The organism is Thioalkalivibrio sp. ALE11 (genome assembly GCF_000381205.1).
Taxonomy (GTDB): Bacteria; Pseudomonadota; Gammaproteobacteria; order Ectothiorhodospirales; family Ectothiorhodospiraceae; genus Thioalkalivibrio.
The window spans coordinates 160,472-175,246 of the sequence record NZ_KB906170.1 but is presented as its reverse complement, the minus strand read 5'-3'; the positions used below and the strand labels follow the sequence as shown (position 1 = coordinate 175,246).

Annotated in this window: 14 protein-coding genes; 9 read left to right on the top strand and 5 right to left on the bottom strand. The window is 66.7% G+C overall.

The features are described from left to right. The 5 genes from F620_RS0109645 to F620_RS0109625 form a co-directional block, all read left to right on the top strand. On the top strand, positions 1-855 hold an 855-nt coding region (locus tag F620_RS0109645), incomplete at its 5' end, for a flagellin (RefSeq protein WP_019570399.1). A gap of 35 nt (positions 856-890) precedes the next feature. Continuing rightward, positions 891-1,376 carry a flagellar protein FlaG gene (locus tag F620_RS15625; protein ID WP_369773819.1) on the top strand — a complete coding sequence of 162 codons (486 nt, stop codon included), beginning with the start codon at positions 891-893 and terminating at the stop codon, positions 1,374-1,376. A 294-nt stretch (positions 1,377-1,670) separates the two neighbouring features. Next, complete coding sequence (fliD, locus tag F620_RS0109635) at positions 1,671-2,990, top strand: flagellar filament capping protein FliD (RefSeq protein WP_019570397.1); 1,320 nt, start codon at positions 1,671-1,673, stop codon at positions 2,988-2,990. Positions 2,991-3,060: 70 nt separating this feature from the next. Continuing rightward, positions 3,061-3,483, top strand: a complete 423-nt coding sequence (gene fliS, locus F620_RS0109630) for a flagellar export chaperone FliS (RefSeq protein WP_019570396.1) — start codon at positions 3,061-3,063, stop codon at positions 3,481-3,483. Positions 3,484-3,488: 5 nt separating this feature from the next. Further along, the gene (locus F620_RS0109625) at positions 3,489-3,812 is read left to right on the top strand and encodes a flagellar protein FliT (RefSeq protein ID WP_019570395.1); all 324 of its coding nucleotides are present in this window, start codon (positions 3,489-3,491) and stop codon (positions 3,810-3,812) included. Here F620_RS0109625 and F620_RS0109620 read toward each other — a convergent pair. Next, positions 3,751-6,015: a bifunctional (p)ppGpp synthetase/guanosine-3',5'-bis(diphosphate) 3'-pyrophosphohydrolase gene (locus tag F620_RS0109620; protein WP_019570394.1), complete on the bottom strand. Its 2,265-nt coding sequence runs from the start codon at positions 6,013-6,015 to the stop codon at positions 3,751-3,753. The genes F620_RS0109625 and F620_RS0109620 overlap by 62 nt on opposite strands. An 86-nt stretch (positions 6,016-6,101) precedes the next feature. On the opposite strand from F620_RS0109620, the gene F620_RS0109615 reads away from it, so the two are divergent. Next, complete coding sequence (locus F620_RS0109615; RefSeq protein ID WP_019570393.1) at positions 6,102-6,938, top strand: alpha/beta hydrolase; 837 nt, start codon at positions 6,102-6,104, stop codon at positions 6,936-6,938. 53 nt (positions 6,939-6,991) lie between these two features. Further along, positions 6,992-7,297 (top strand): hypothetical protein, encoded by a 306-nt coding sequence (locus F620_RS0109610; RefSeq protein ID WP_019570392.1) that lies wholly within the window; start codon positions 6,992-6,994, stop codon positions 7,295-7,297. On the opposite strand, the gene F620_RS0109605 is transcribed toward F620_RS0109610, so the two are convergent. The 4 genes from F620_RS0109605 to F620_RS0109590 all read right to left on the bottom strand — a co-directional run bounded on the left by F620_RS0109605 (position 7,272) and on the right by F620_RS0109590 (position 12,161). Continuing rightward, a complete protein-coding gene (locus F620_RS0109605; protein ID WP_019570391.1) occupies positions 7,272-8,495 on the bottom strand; it encodes a bifunctional alpha/beta hydrolase/OsmC family protein in 1,224 nt (407 codons plus the stop codon). The genes F620_RS0109610 and F620_RS0109605 overlap by 26 nt on opposite strands. Positions 8,496-8,636: 141 nt before the next feature. Then, complete coding sequence (locus F620_RS0109600; RefSeq protein WP_019021947.1) at positions 8,637-10,271, bottom strand: BCCT family transporter; 1,635 nt, start codon at positions 10,269-10,271, stop codon at positions 8,637-8,639. A gap of 75 nt (positions 10,272-10,346) precedes the next feature. Further along, positions 10,347-11,552, bottom strand: a complete 1,206-nt coding sequence (gene trpB / locus F620_RS0109595) for a tryptophan synthase subunit beta (protein ID WP_019570390.1) — start codon at positions 11,550-11,552, stop codon at positions 10,347-10,349. A 129-nt stretch (positions 11,553-11,681) separates the two neighbouring features. Continuing rightward, the gene (locus tag F620_RS0109590; protein ID WP_019570389.1) at positions 11,682-12,161 is read right to left on the bottom strand and encodes a DUF302 domain-containing protein; all 480 of its coding nucleotides are present in this window, start codon (positions 12,159-12,161) and stop codon (positions 11,682-11,684) included. A gap of 67 nt (positions 12,162-12,228) precedes the next feature. Between F620_RS0109590 and F620_RS0109585 the strand changes: the two genes are divergently transcribed. Next, complete coding sequence (locus tag F620_RS0109585) at positions 12,229-12,891, top strand: TVP38/TMEM64 family protein (protein WP_019570388.1); 663 nt, start codon at positions 12,229-12,231, stop codon at positions 12,889-12,891. A 51-nt stretch (positions 12,892-12,942) separates the two neighbouring features. Further along, entirely contained in the window at positions 12,943-14,469 is a 1,527-nt protein-coding gene (locus tag F620_RS0109580) for a BCCT family transporter (RefSeq protein WP_018871320.1), read from the top strand. Positions 14,470-14,775: the final 306 nt, after the last annotated feature.

The window sequence follows — 14,775 nt, the reverse complement described above, 5'->3', positions numbered from 1 at the left end:
ATGGAGGAGGTCAGTCGTGTGGCCAACTCGGCGGAATTCAACGGCGGCCGGATCCTGGATGGCACGGTGGAGGACCTGTTCTTCCAGGTGGGGGCGAACCAGGGTCAGAGCATCGCGGTGAGCGGTGTCGATGCCCGGACGTCCCAGCTCGGGACCACCGAGGTGGCGGGGGAGAACGGCCTGACGCAGGAACAGATCCGGGACATCGGCATCGACACGATCGCCAATATCCAGATTGATGGCACTGATTTCGCCCAGATTGATGTGGACCTGAGCAGTGCGGAGACGCTGGAAGATGCGGTTCGGCTGATCAATGCCGACATTGCCGAGGCGGCCGCGGCGGGTGATACCAATGCCGCGGCGGTCGCGGATGCGAATCTGGAGGCATCCCTGCGGGTCAGCAATGATGGCACCACGACCATTGCCGTGACTTCCCAGCTGGGTACCGACGGGTTCGACGTGTCGGGTGGTCTGGTGACCCTGGATGATGGAGCCACGCCCACGACAGTGGACCTGTTTGACGGAGCAACGGCCGCAGACGTCACCCTGAACGACATCGACGTGACGACGCGCGAGACGGCGACCCAGGCGATGGGCGCGCTGGATGGGGCGCTGACCGAGGTGAATTCGCTGCGTGCGGAGCTGGGTGCGGTGCAGACGCGTTTCGAGAGCACGATCTCCAATCTGGAGATCAGCGCGGAGAACCTGTCGGATGCGCGTTCGCGGATCCGGGACGCGGACTTCGCCGCGGAGACGGCGGAGCTGACCCGGGCGCAGGTGCTGCAGCAGGCGGGGATCGCCGTGCTGTCGCAGGCCAATGCGGTGCCGCAGAACGTGCTGGGGCTTCTGCAGTAAACTCTCACTGACCACGACGCTGGAAGGATCCGGGCATGGGGCCGGATCCTTCCACGGAGGGCTGCCATATGACGGATATGATCAACAACAGCATGCCGGGCGCCGGGGGCTACACGCCGAATACCCGCTCCGGGGAATCCGGGGGCTGGCGTGCTGACGGGCGCGGTTCGGAAGCTCCGGGGGGTGGCGCTGTCGAGCGGAAGGGAGCTGCCGCCCCGGCGAGCGAGAGCGGGCCGGAACGGCAGGGGTCTTCCGGTAGCGAGAGGCGGGAGGTCGCTGAACCGGTGGAGGCCTCCGACCTCGAGCCGGTGGTCGAATCGATCAACGCCTATCTGCAGAACAGTCAGCGAACCCTGGAGTTCAGTGTGGATGATTCCACCGGGCGCACTGTCATCACGGTGATGGATGGCGAAAGCGACGAGATCATCCGCCAGATCCCGCCGGAACAGATGCTGGCCCTGGCGGAGCATTTCGAGAACGAACGGGCGCTTGGCGGCACGGGATTTGTCGACAAGGCCTGAGCGGTGCGGGCCGGGCGGCATCGTTCTTGCTGCGTCGAAGGCGTTATTGCGCTGGCCCGGTCTTCGTGAGGGCCTGGCAGGAGCGCGCTTGCGCGCGAATGTGGATGTGGGGGCCACATGGTGGTCGTTTTCGCGGCTAAAGCCGCTCCTACAGTGACTCTTCTCATTCGAGGATGACCCGCGGGGGCAGGCTTGGGTCCATAATGATTCATCCGCTCAAGTTTTCGGCCGAAGGGCCGTTAACCTGATCAGAAACGACGGAACACCCGTGCAGCGGGCAGGAAGGTAACGATCATGGCCATCAGTTCTCTCGGTGTCGGTTCCGGGCTGGATCTCAATCAGATCGTGGGCGATCTGGTGAACGCTCAGCGCGCGCCGCGCGAGGCTCGCCTGAACGAGCGCGAGGAACGCATCGAGGCGGAGATCTCCGCCTACGGGCAGATCAGCAACACCATGGACGGGATCGGTTCGGCCGTGTCGAGTCTGGCCGAGTTCGAGCCCGAGCAGTCGGTGTCGCTGACGAACGACGAGGTGGCCAGTGTGTTCGTCACCGGCGATGCGCCGAACGGCGATTTCGACCTGGAGGTCAACCAGCTGGCCCGGGCGCAGACGGTGGCCTCCGATTCCGGGCTGTTCGAGGAGTCGAGCGACGATGTCGGGTCCGGGACTTTTACCATCCAGGTGGGCAACGGTGATGAGGTGTCCATCGAGGTCGAGGACGGTGACTCCCTGCGTGATCTGCGTAATGCGATTAACGACGCGGATGCCGGCGTGAATGCCTCCATCGTGAACGACGGCGACGGCCCGCGCCTGACGATGACTGCTGAGCGCACCGGAGCGGAGAACACCATCTCGGTGACCGTGGACGGAGATGCGGATCTGCAGCGTCTCGAGAACCAGACCGAGATGGTGCAGGCACAGGACGCCGAGGCCGTGATCAACGGGATGGCGATCACCAGCTCGAGCAACACGCTGGAGGATACCATCGAGGGGCTGTCCATCGACCTGGAAGCCGAAGGTTCCACGAGGGTCTCCGTCAGCGAAGACCGGGGCGCACTGCGCAATCAGCTGGAGTCGTTCGTCGAGGCCTACAACAGCATGATCGGTGAGGTCCGGGAACTGACGAGTTACGACGTCGAGGAGGACGAGGCGTCGGTACTGACCGGTGATTCCACCGTGCGCAGTGCACGCAGCCGCCTGAGCAATGCGTTGATCGAACGCTCGTCGGTAGAAGGCATCAACAACCAGACCTTCGCGGATCTCGGCATCACGACTCAGCGTGACGGGACGCTGCAGTTCGATACGCAGCGGTTCGATGATGCGATGGAGCGTGAGGGCTTCGACGACATCGCCGCGGCGGTGCGCGACCTGGCCGGCGGGGTGGACGACACCCTCGAGAGCATTACCGGGCGCGAGGGTCTGTTCCAGGTCCGCCAGGACGGGTTGCAGAACGAGCAGTCGCGGGTGGATGACCAGCGTGAACGGCTGGATGACCGGATCGAACGGCTGGAGGCCCGTCTGGTGCGCCAGTTCTCCAGCATGGATACGGCCGTGGCCCAGATGCAGCAGACAGGGGATTACCTGCAGCAGCAGCTGGCTGGTATGGGGCAGTAACAGAACGATCCATCGATGATTGGCAGGCGGTGCCGCAAAGGTGCCGTCCGGTTTCCGAACGGAGGCGAGCATGTACGGCATGAACACGAGAAAGAACGTCGATTCCTACCGCCAGGCGGGCATGCTGTCCGAGGTGCAGGTGGCGGATCCGCACCGTCTGGTGCAGATGCTGTTCGAGGGGGCGCTGGAGCGCATCGCGGTGGCCAAGGGTGCGATGAAGGCGGGCAATATCGCCTACAAGGGCGAGCGCATCGGCAAGGCGATCGACATCATCGACTCGCTGCGCACGATGCTGGATGACAAGCACAACCCGGAGCTGGCCGAGCGCCTGGCCGCGCTGTATTCCTACATGCTGCGCCGCCTGACCGAGGCCAACCTGCATAATGATCCGGAGCGTCTGGACGAGGTGTCGAAGCTGCTGCGCGAGATCAAGGCAGGCTGGGACGAGATCCCGCCGGAATACCGCAATGCGTCCGCATCCCGCGCCAGCTGACCGTCTTGGACCCCCGTTCGCTGGCGAGTGCGCTGGATGATGTCCTGGGTCGCCTGCAGGCGGCCCGGGATGCCGAGGACTGGGAATCCCTGCCCGCGCTGGATGAGGAGGCGCGCGCGCTGATCCAGCGTGCCACGGCGAGCAGCGGAGACCGCCCTCCGCCGGGCGTCGACGCCGACGTGCGCGCGGCGCTGGAGCGGTTGTCCGAGTTCTATGCGGCCACGGTGCCGGGGCTGGCCGAACGGCGCTCCGAGACCGCGCGCGAGATCAAGGGCCTGCGTCAGGGCCAGCGGGCGGTGGGGGCGTATCAGAACGCCCGTCGGGGCTGAGCCGGCGCACCTCGTACACGTTATCCAGTGAGTGCAGACGGTCGAACAGGCCGCTCAGCTCGCCCAGATCCGTGACCTCCGCCTCCAGTTCCATGCGCACGCTGCGATCCTCCGGATCGGTCTGCGTGTTCACCCGCAGCAGGTTGATCCCGCATTGCGAGAATACCCCGCCGACCTCGGCGAACAGCCCGGGGCGGTCCTGAGCCTCCAGTTCCAGTGACACGATCTCGGTCTCGGGCTCGTCGCCCCAGTTCACCGGGATCAACCGCGCGCGCTTGTCCTCCGGCAGGTGGAGGATGTTGGGGCAGTCGTCGCGGTGGACCGAGACGCCGGCACCGCGGGTGATGAAGCCGATGATCGGGTCACCCGGCTGCGGGTTGCAGCACTGTGCGCGGGTGGTCAGCAGGCCGCCCACGCCGCGGATACGGATGTCCTCGCCGTTTGCTTCTCGGCTCTCACCACTGGAGCGGCGCTCGCCCCGTCTCGGCCGCTCGGGCGGGGCGGCGGCCGTATCCTCCCGGGTGCTTTTCTCGCGTTCCTGCCGCTCGCGGATCATGTGCGCCAGGCGTCCGGCGATCTGCCCGGTGGTGATGTCGCCGGCGCCCAGCGCGATCATCAGCTCGTCGAACCCGGGGTATTTCATCTGCCGCGCCAGCTCGTCGCGGTCGAGATCGGGGATGCGTTCGTGCAGTCCGAGCCGCTGGCATTCGCGGTCGAACAGCTGCTTGCCGGTGGCCAGGTGCTCGTCCTGATGCTGCTGGCGGAACCAGGTGCGCACCTTGGCCCGCGCCCGGGAGGTGTTGAGATAGCCGAGGTTGGGGTTCAGCCAGTCGCGGCTGGGGCCGCCCTCGCGGGCGGTAAGTACCTCGACGCGTTCGCCGGAGCGCAGGCGGTAGGTGAGCGGGACGATGCGCCCGTCGACCTTGGCGCCGCGGCAGCGGTGGCCCACCTCGGTGTGCACGGCGTAGGCGAAATCCAGCGGCGTGGCGCCCTGGGCGAGGTCCAGCACGTCGCCCTGCGGGGTCAGTACGAACACCCGCTGGTGCAGCGGCTCGCTCTGGATCTCGTCGAGCAGGTTCTGGTCGGAGCCGTCGTTCTCCAGCAGCTGGCGCAGCGAAGTGATGGCCTGGTTCAGGGCACGGTCCTCGCGTCCGCCTTCCTTGTAGCGCCAGTGGGCGGCGACCCCGAGTTCGGCGAACTCGTCCATCTCGCGGGTGCGAATCTGCACCTCCACGAATTTTCCCTCCGGCCCCACCACCGCGGTGTGCAGGGACTGGTAGCCGTTGTCCTTGGGGTTGGCGATGTAGTCGTCGAACTCGCCGGGCAGGTGGCGCCAGTGGTTGTGCACCACGCCCAGCACGGTGTAGCAGGTCGCCAGCCGGTCCACGATCACGCGCGTGGCGCGCAGGTCGTACAGCTCGGACAGAGAGGTGTTCTTGCGTTGCATCTTCTTCCAGATGCTGTAGATGTGCTTGGGCCGGCCGAACACCCGGGCCTCGATCCCCGCATCGGCCAGGTGCTTTTCCAGCATCCGGGTGAAGCGGGCGACGTATTCCTCGCGCTCGGTGCGGTTCTCCTCCAGCCCGCGCGCGATATCGCGGTAGGTCTCGGGTTCGAGGATGCGCAGCGAGAGATCTTCCATCTCCCACTTGAGCTGGCCCACGCCCAGCCGGTTGGCCAGCGGGGCGATCACGTCCAGGGTCTCCTGTGCCAGCGCGCGGGCACTGGCGTCGGGTTCCTTGACCACCAGGCGCAGGTGCTGCACGCGGAACGCCAGCTTGATCAGCACCGCGCGCACGTCGTCGACCATGGCCATCAGCATGCGGCGCAGGCGCTCGGCCTGTTCGGGCCGGCCGGCCGGGGTCTCGAAGCGGCGGCGGACCAGTGCGGAGACGTTCTCGGTGAGCTGCGCGACGCGTTCGCCGTAGTCCCGGCGCAGGGCCTTTGCGTCGGCGTGCCCGGCGAGAAAGACCGGGACCAGCAGGGTGGCGATCAGGGTCTGACGGTCGACGTTGAGGTGGCGCAGGATCTCGGCGACATCCAGCGCATGCGCCTCCAGACCGGCGGCGTCAACCGACTCCAGCGCGCGGTCCAGTGCGGAGGCGAGGGCATCGTCCGGGGCGGTGTCGCCGGCCAGACGCTGTAGCAGCCGGTCACGATCCAGGCCGAGGAGTTCGGTGTTGGTCAGCAGGGAATGGCGCATCGCGAGGACCGTGTCGGGCGCGGGGATGAGACGCGCCCATTGTACCCGAGTTGCGCAGGGCGACGGGGATGTTCAGGATCATGGGCATGGCCAATGTGATCCGGTTCCTGATCCTGCTCGCGACGGGTTACGCCGTGCTGGTGGCGACCGTCTATCTGACCCAGGACCGCCTGATTTACATGCCCTCGCGCGACGTGACCTCCACGCCCGCGGATGCCGGGCTGGACTTCCAGGAGGTGTGGCTGGAGCCGGAGGCGGACGTGCGCCTGCATGGCTGGTATCTGCCGGGTCCGGAGGAGGATGCCCCGGTGCTGCTGTTTTTCCATGGCAATGCGGGCAACATCGGGCATCGCCTGCATTCGCTGCAGCGGTTCCACGAGGTGGGGCTCGCGGTGCTGATCATCGATTATCGCGGCTACGGCCGTTCCTCGGGCCGGCCGGATGCGCCGGGGCTGCACGCCGACGCCGAGGCCGCCTGGGACTATCTGCGCGAGGAACGCGGCTACGCGACGGAGGACATCGTGGTGTTCGGCCGCTCGCTGGGGGCGGCGGTGGCGGCGCGCCTGGCGGCGGAGCGCGGACCCGGTGCGGTGATCCTGGAGTCCGCGTTCACTTCGGCGGCGGATCTGGGGGCGGAGATCTACCCGTTCCTGCCGGTACGCTGGCTGATCCGCCATCCGTATCCGGTCCTCGAACATGTCCGGCGCCTGGAAGCCCCGCTGCTGCTGGTGCATGCGCGCGAGGACGAGATCGTGCCCTTCGAGCATGCGCGCCGCCTGCAGGCGGCGGCCCCGGGCACCCCGCCGATCCTGGGCCTGTGCGGCGGCCACAACGACGGCTTCCTGCGGTCCGGGTCGCTTTACACCCGCGGGTTGCAGGATTTCCTCGCCGCGGCCGGCCTGCTGCGTGGCGGAACGCCCTGAGGTCGCGCCGGGTCCATCACGATTCACCACTACTTGCTGCACGGGAGAAAGCCATGAAAGCACTGCTGATCGATGCCGAAAAACAGTCCATCGAACCGATCGAGATCGGCGGACGGGAAGGCCTGCCCGGACTGATCGGATACGAGACCGTCGAGGCGGATACGATCGGCCCCGAGGGCGACACCCTGTTCTTCGACGAGGAATGTTTCCTGCGCGGGACCGCCGGTCGCTTCCAGATTGACAGCATCATTCCGGTGTCCGGCCGGGGCGTGGTGGTCGGTTCCTCCGATGGCGGCACGACCCTGCAGGATGTCGTCTCCGACGTGGACAGCCTCAGCGCGCGTCTGAAGTACCTGTAGACCGCTCCCGGGTCTCCACCTGCACCTCGCCGTGCAGGGTGCGGTGTACCGGACAGCGATCGGCGATCTGCAGCATGCGTTCGCGCTGTTTCGCATCCAGGTCGCCCTCGATGGTGATCTCGCGGGTGATGCGGTCGACCGGGCCGTTCTCGCCCTTGAGCTTCTCGTGCTGCAGATGCACCCGGACGCGTTCCAGCGGCAGCTGCTTGTGCGCGGCGTACATGCGCAGGGTCATGGTGGTGCAGGCCCCCAAGGAGGCCAGCAGCAGCTCGTAGGGATTGGGGCCGGTGCCATCGCCGCCGACGTCCGGCGGCTCGTCGGCCAGGAAGTGATGCGGGCCGATGCGGACGTCCTGCTGGTACTGGCCGTCGCCGGTCTCCTCGACCGTCACTTCGGTCTCCTCGCCGGGCGCGTCCGCGTCCGTCGAATCTCCTCGTTCTTCGCCGATATAGCGTGTGCCCCAGGTCGCCACCAGTCCGGCTACGTATTCCGCGTCGGCCGGATTGAGCAGGGTGTGGTCGGCATCGTCCAGTGACACGAAGCTCTTGGGGTGGCTCGCGGTCTCGAAGATGCGCCGCGCCGCGTCCACCGACACCACCGTGTCGCCCGGAGCGTGCAGGACCATCAGCGGCCGGTCGAGGTCGCGGATGCGTTCGGCCTGGGTCTGGCTGCGCAGGTCCTCGACGAACTCCCGCCGGATACGGAACGGGCGGCCGGCGAGGTTCACCGTCGCCTCGCCTTCGGTCTCGATGGTCTCCAGCGCCTCGCCGAAGTGGTCCAGCACGCTGTCGGCCTCGAACGGGGCGGCGATGGTGGCGACCGCGCGGCATTCTGGAATCCGACCGGCGACGCCCAGTACCGCCGCGCCGCCCAGGCTGTGGCCAACCAGCAGGGCGGGGGCGGCCTCTCGCCCGCGCAGGTAGTCGGCCGCGGCCAGCAGGTCCTCGAGGTTGGAGGAGAAGCCGCTGTTGGCGAAGTCGCCCTCGCTGTCGCCCAGTCCGGTGAAATCGAACCTCAGCGTCGCGATCCCGGCCTCGGCCAGTCCGCGAGCGATCCGGTTGGCGGCGCGATTGTCCTTGCCACAGGTAAAGCAGTGGGCGAACAGGGCCCAGGCCCGGACGGGCCCGGTGGGGCGGTCGATTCGCCCGGCCAGCATCTGGCCCTGGTGGCCCGGAAATTCGACGCGTTCTCGGCGCATGTAGCGGCCTCCTGTATCCGTGCCGGGATCGGTCCGGATTTTCGGCCGGATCCCGGAAAACAAAAAACCCGCCGGAAGACGCTCCCGGCGGGTGGCCTGGCCCGCTCCGGGACACGGAGCGGGCAGCGGGGCAGGCCGGTTCTACGCCTTGCCGGCTGCTTCGGCTTCGGCCAGCCGGATCAGCTTCAGCTCGTGGAACAGACCCATCAGCAGGCTGACCGACATGACCAGAAGCACGATCATGAACGGCAGACCCGTACTGACCGCGCCGGCCTGGAGGGCCGACAGGGCGGCGGCTCCGCCGACGGCCAGCAGCACGGCGGCGATCAGGCCCTCGACGGTGGCCCAGAACAGGCGCTGCGACTGCGGGGCGTCGGTCTTGCCGCCGGAGGTGATGCTGTCGATGACCAGCGAACCGGAGTCCGAGGAGGTCACGAAGAACACCAGCACCAGCACCACGGCCAGGAACGAGGTGAGCGCGGCCAGCGGCAGGTTCTGCAGCATCTGGAACAGCGCCAGCGAGGAGTCGGTGATGCCCTCGTCGGCCAGCGCGCCGATGCCGTCGCGCACCTGATCGATGCCGGTGCCGCCGAACACGCTCATCCAGATGACGGTGACCAGCGTGGGTACGATCAGCACGGCGGTGACGAACTGGCGCACCGTACGCCCGCGCGAGACGCGCGCGATGAACATGCCGACGAACGGCGACCAGGAGATCCACCACGCCCAGAAGAAGATGGTCCAGCTGTGGTAGAAGGTCTCGTCCTCGCGCCCGACCGGGTTGCTCAGCGGGATGATGTACTGGGCATAGGCCGAGAGCGTGGTGCCGGTATTGGCGAGGAAGGCGATGAAGCCGCCGAAGATCATCACGAACAGCATGAGCAGCCCGGCGACGATCAGGTTGAGGTTGCTCAGCACCTTCACCCCGCCGTCGATGCCGCGCATGACCGAGAGCAGGGCGATCACGGTGATGCCGATGATCACCGCCAGCTGCGTGCCCAGTCCGCCGTCGATGCCGTCGAACAGGAAGTCCAGGCCGGAGGCCGCCTGCTGCGCCCCCAGACCCAGCGAGGTGGCGAGACCGAACAGCGTGGCCAGCACCGCCAGGGTGTCGATCACGTGGCCGAACGGGCCCCAGACGCGCTCGCCCAGGATCGGGTAGAACGCCGAACGGATGGTCAGCGGCAGCCCCTTGTTGTAGGCGAAGAAGGCCAGTGCCAGGCCGACGATGGCGTAGACCGCCCAGGGATGCAGGCCCCAGTGATACATGGTGGCGCCCAGCGCGGCTTGCTTGGAGGCCTCGGTGCCGCCTTCGATCCCCAGCGGGGTGCCGAACCATTCGGTGAAGTAGCCCACCGGTTCCGCCACGGCCCAGAACATCAGGCCGATGCCCATGCCCGCGGCGAACAGCATGGAGAACCAGGACAGCACGCCGAAATCGGGTTTGGCGTCCTGGCCGCCGATACGGATGCGGCCGATCGGGAGGAGGATCAGGGCGAGGGCGAAGAGGACGAACAGGTTGCCGGCCGAGAGGAACAGCCAGTCGAAGGTTTCCTGGATCCAGGTCTGGGTGGCGCCGAGGCTGTCATTCGCCTGTTCCGGGAAGACCAGGGCGCCGATCACGAACAGCAGGATCAGTGCGGCACTGACCACGAAAACCGGGTTGTGGAGATCCAGTCCGAGAGGGTTGATGTTCTGCTCACCGATCTCGTGATCGGTGTCGTAGGCCTTTTCCAGCTCTTCTTTTTGCTTTTGCAGATCGTCGTTGTCGCTCACCCCGATACCTCCCTTGTTTGGTGATTGTGGGATGATTGCACGTCCGGGGCGGAAGCCTCAATGCGTACGCTGTTTTCAGTCCGCCCGGCCATGACCGAAGGTGCGCGCCACGTAGTCGATGTCCTTGTCGCCGCGCCCGGAGAGGTTCACCAGTACGGTGCTGCCCGGGTTCTCGCGCGCGTGCTCCACCGCCCAGGCGACTGCATGGGCGCTCTCCAGGGCGGGGATGATGCCTTCGGTCCGCGACAGGCGGTAAAAGGCATCCAGGGTCTCGTCATCGCCGACGGCGTGATAGGCGACCCGCCCGGTGGTCTTCAGATACGAGTGTTCGGGGCCGACCCCGGGGTAGTCCAGCCCCGAGGCGATCGAATGTACCGGGGCCGGGTTGCCCTCGTCGTCGGTCAGCAGCATGCACTTGAAGCCGTGCAGCATCCCCGGTTTGCCGAAGGTCATGGTGGCGGAATGCTGTCCCGGTTCGCTGCCGCGACCCAGTGGCTCGACACCTTTGAGCTGCACCTCCGGATCCTCGATGAAACCGGCGAACATGCCCATCGCGTTGGAGCCGCCGCCGACGCAGGCGACCACCTGCTCCGGCAGCTGGCCGTCGGTCAGCTCCTGGTACTGTTCCCGCGCCTCGATCCCCACCACCGACTGGAAGTTGCGCACCATCATCGGGAACGGGTGCGGGCCGACCACCGAGCCGATCGCGAACAGGGCCTCGTCGGCCTGCGAGAGATACGACTGGAACGCGGAGTCCACCGCTTCCTTGAGGCTGCGCCCGCCGAAAGATACCGGGACGACCTCCGCCCCCATCAGCTTCATGCGGGTGACGTTGGGCGCTTCCTTTTCGATGTCGATCTCGCCCATGTGGATCTCGCATTCCATGCCGAAGCAGGCCGCCGCAGTGGCCAGGGCCACGCCGTGCTGGCCGGCGCCGGTCTCCGCGATCAGCTTCTTCTTGCCCATGTGGCGCGCGAGCAGGGCCTCGCCCATGCAGTGATTGAGCTTGTGTGCCCCGGAGTGGTTGAGGTCCTCGCGCTTGAGGTAGATATGCGCGCCGGCCTCGCGGCTGAGGTTGCGCGCGTAGTAGACCGGGGTGGGGCGGCCCTGGTAATGCCGGCGGATGTAGCGAAGTTCCTGCAGGAAGTCCGCCGACAGCGCCAGCTGACGCCAGGCGCGCTCGATCTCGGCGAAATGGGATTCGAGTTCCGGTGGCAGGAAGGCGCCGCCAAAATCACCGAAATAGCCTTCGGCATTCGGAAAGTCCTTGAGGTACGACATGGCAGTCTCGTGGCCGGGGGCGGCGCGGGCCGCCGTGGATCTCCGTGAGAGGGCCTATCATCGTGGTTGCCGCTCGTGCGGACAAGCGGGCGGGGAGGGCGCCCGGCCGGGCCGGGCGCCGGGGCCGGTTTACCGCAGGACGCTTTCGAGGATGCGTTCGTTGTCCTCGGTGGCTTCGGCCATGATTTCGGCGATGCTGCCGCCGAACACCCGCGCCACCAGACTGGTGTTCATGCGCGATACGATGACGGTGCCGTCGCTGCGTTCATAGACCGAGACGCGGCAGGGCATCATGGAGGTCACCACATAGTTGTCTTCCTCGCTCAGGAGGTTCCCGGCGTGATCCGGCTGGCACAGTTCGAGGACCGTCACCGGCGCGACGTCGTATCCATGTTCGCCCACGGTGCCGCTCAGGTCGTGCTTGGTCGGGACCGCCCAGCCTTCGGCTTCGGCCGCGGTCTCGATGCGCTCGATGGTTTCCGCGTAGCCATACTGGCTTTCGTCCTCGACGATCATCAGTCCGGGCGCTGCGTTGTAGGCATAGGCAAAGGCCAGGACGATACCGGCGATCAGGCCGATGATGGCCCCCAACAGGAAACGGTTCTGCATTGCTCTCTCTCCTCGCTGTTTTTGTTGTCAGCATTCCCACGATACGCCCGTCGGGCCTGAAAAGACCATGGCGAGCTCCCTGAAAGAGCATGGCGGTCCGCTGTTGCTGGCCGGGCTGGTGGTGCTCGGGGTCGGGCTGGGCATGGCCGTCGGTGATCCGGAATGGATCCTGGAGACGGGGCGCCGGCTTACCGGCGATCCCTGGCTGCTCGCGGGGCTGGTGGTGCTGATGGCGATCCTGTTCACCTTCGCGCTGCCGGGCAGTCTGGTGGTGTGGCTGATCGCGCCGTTCGTGGCGCCATGGATCGCGGTCCCGTTGCTGGTGACCGGCAGTGTCGCGGGCGCGCTGGGCGGGTACTGGCTCGCGGGTCGTCTGGGTGCGGATCGCGGCCCGCTGCGGCACCATCCCTGGCTGGTGGAGGCCCTGCGTCGGCACGGCGACTTCCTGAATCTGATGGCGATGCGTACCTTCCCGGGGTTCCCGCATTCCGTCATCAATTATGCCGGGGGCATGCTGGGCCTGCCCCGCGCGACCTTCGTGCTGGCCACGACCCTGGGGCTGTGCGTGAAATGGGGTGTGTATTCCAGCGTGCTTTACGGGGCGGCGGAGGCCATTGAGGACGGCGACGCACTGCAGCCCTGGACCCTGGTGCCGCTGGGCGTGCTGGCGCTGCTGCTGGCGGTCGGGGGCTGGCTGCGGCAGCATTACCGCCGCTCGGGCGAGGCCTGACGGCACGGCTGCGCGGCCAGCGGATCTACGCACAAACCTGAGAGAGAACGAATGATATTCGGACGATCGCATGCGTTCTTCGCCACCGTGAATCCGGTGGTGTTCACCGCGTCATCCATCGTGGTGCTGACCTTCGTGCTGTTCGGGGTCATCTTCACCGAGACGGCCTCGCTGACCTTTGCCGCGATCCACGGGTTCATCACCGAGTATCTGGGCTGGATCTACATCCTGGCGGTGACCGTCTTCCTTGCCTTTCTGGTCTGGCTGGCGCTCAGTCCGTACGGGCGGATTCGCCTCGGGAATACCGAGGACCGCCCGGAGTTCAGCTTCATGGCCTGGTTCTCGCTGCTGTTCGGCGCGGGGATGGGGATCGGCCTGATCTTCTGGAGCGTGGCCGAGCCGATGCTGCACTACCAGAACCCGCCGTTCGGCGAAGGCGAGACCCAGGAAGCGGCCGGCGAAGCGATGGCCTTCACCTTCTTTCACTGGGGCCTGCATGCCTGGGCGGTGTACGTGGTGCTGGGCCTGTCGGTGGCGTATTTCTCGTTCCGCAAGGGCCTGCCGCTGACCATTCGGTCGATCTTCTATCCAATGCTGGGGGATCGGATCTACGGGCCGATCGGGCACGTGATCGACATCCTCGCGGTGTTCGGCACGCTGTTCGGGCTGGCGACCTCGCTGGGCTTCGGGGCGATGCAGCTGAACACCGGTCTCAACGTGCTGTTCGGCATGCCGGTGTCCGGCTGGTTCCAGGTGGGGATCATCGGGGCGATCACCTTCGTCGCGGTGATGGCCGTGATCTCCGGGCTGGACCGCGGGCTGAAATGGATGAGCCTGGCCAACCTGTGGCTGGCCACGGCGTTGCTGCTGTTCGTGCTGCTCGCCGGCCCGACGCTGTTCATCATCCGTTTCTTCCTCGACTCCATCGGCGAGTATCTCAACCACATCGTGCAGCTGAGTCTGACCGCCGGTGCGATGCAGGAGGCCGAGTGGCAGAAGAGCTGGACCATCTTCTACTGGGCCTGGTGGATCGCCTGGTCGCCGTTCGTCGGGATCTTCATCGCGCGGGTCTCGCGCGGGCGCACCATCCGCGAGTTCATTGCCGGCGTGCTGCTGCTGCCGTCCCTTTTCGTGTTCGTGTGGCTGGCGGTGTTCGGCGGCACGGCGCTGCATTTCGAGCTGTTCGGAGACGGCGCGGGGATCGCGGCGGCGGTGGCCGAGGACACGACCATTGCGCTGTACGCCACGCTGGAGCAGTTGCCGCTGTTCCATCTGGCCTCGGGGCTGGCGACCGTCCTGATCGCGACCTACTTCATTACCTCGTCGGGGTCCGGGACCCATGTGATCGACGCGCTGGTCTCGCGCGGGAGCACGCGCTCGCCCAAGCGTCAGCGGGTGATCTGGGGCATCACCGAGGGCGCGGTGGCGGCGACCCTGCTGATCGTGGGCGGCGAGATGGCCCTGGACGGGCTGCAGACCGGGGCGATCACCGCGGGACTGCCGGTGGCGATCATCCTGCTGTTCGCCTGCGTGAACCTGACCCGGGCACTGCAGGGCGAGACGGCCGCCCCGTACTGACGCGGCCTGACGCGTCGCCGCGTGCGGGACAAGCCCCTGCTCCGGGTCTTGGGAAACACTGATCAATGTACACGCTCGCGCTCGAGTCGCTTTTGCGTGCGAACAAGGCGCGGCGACCGCCGTGCAGTCATTCTGCACAAGGGAGCCGCAACGCCGTGCGCGCGCAAAAGCGGCCGAGCCCCTGCATTTAATAACTTGTGGGGGTTGGCACCCCGGGTTCCCCGATCCTGCGTTGCGGCCCTTGCCGGTAGAACCACTACCGGCTGCGTACCGCGCCTTGTCTCGGAAAACCCGGGGTGCCAACGC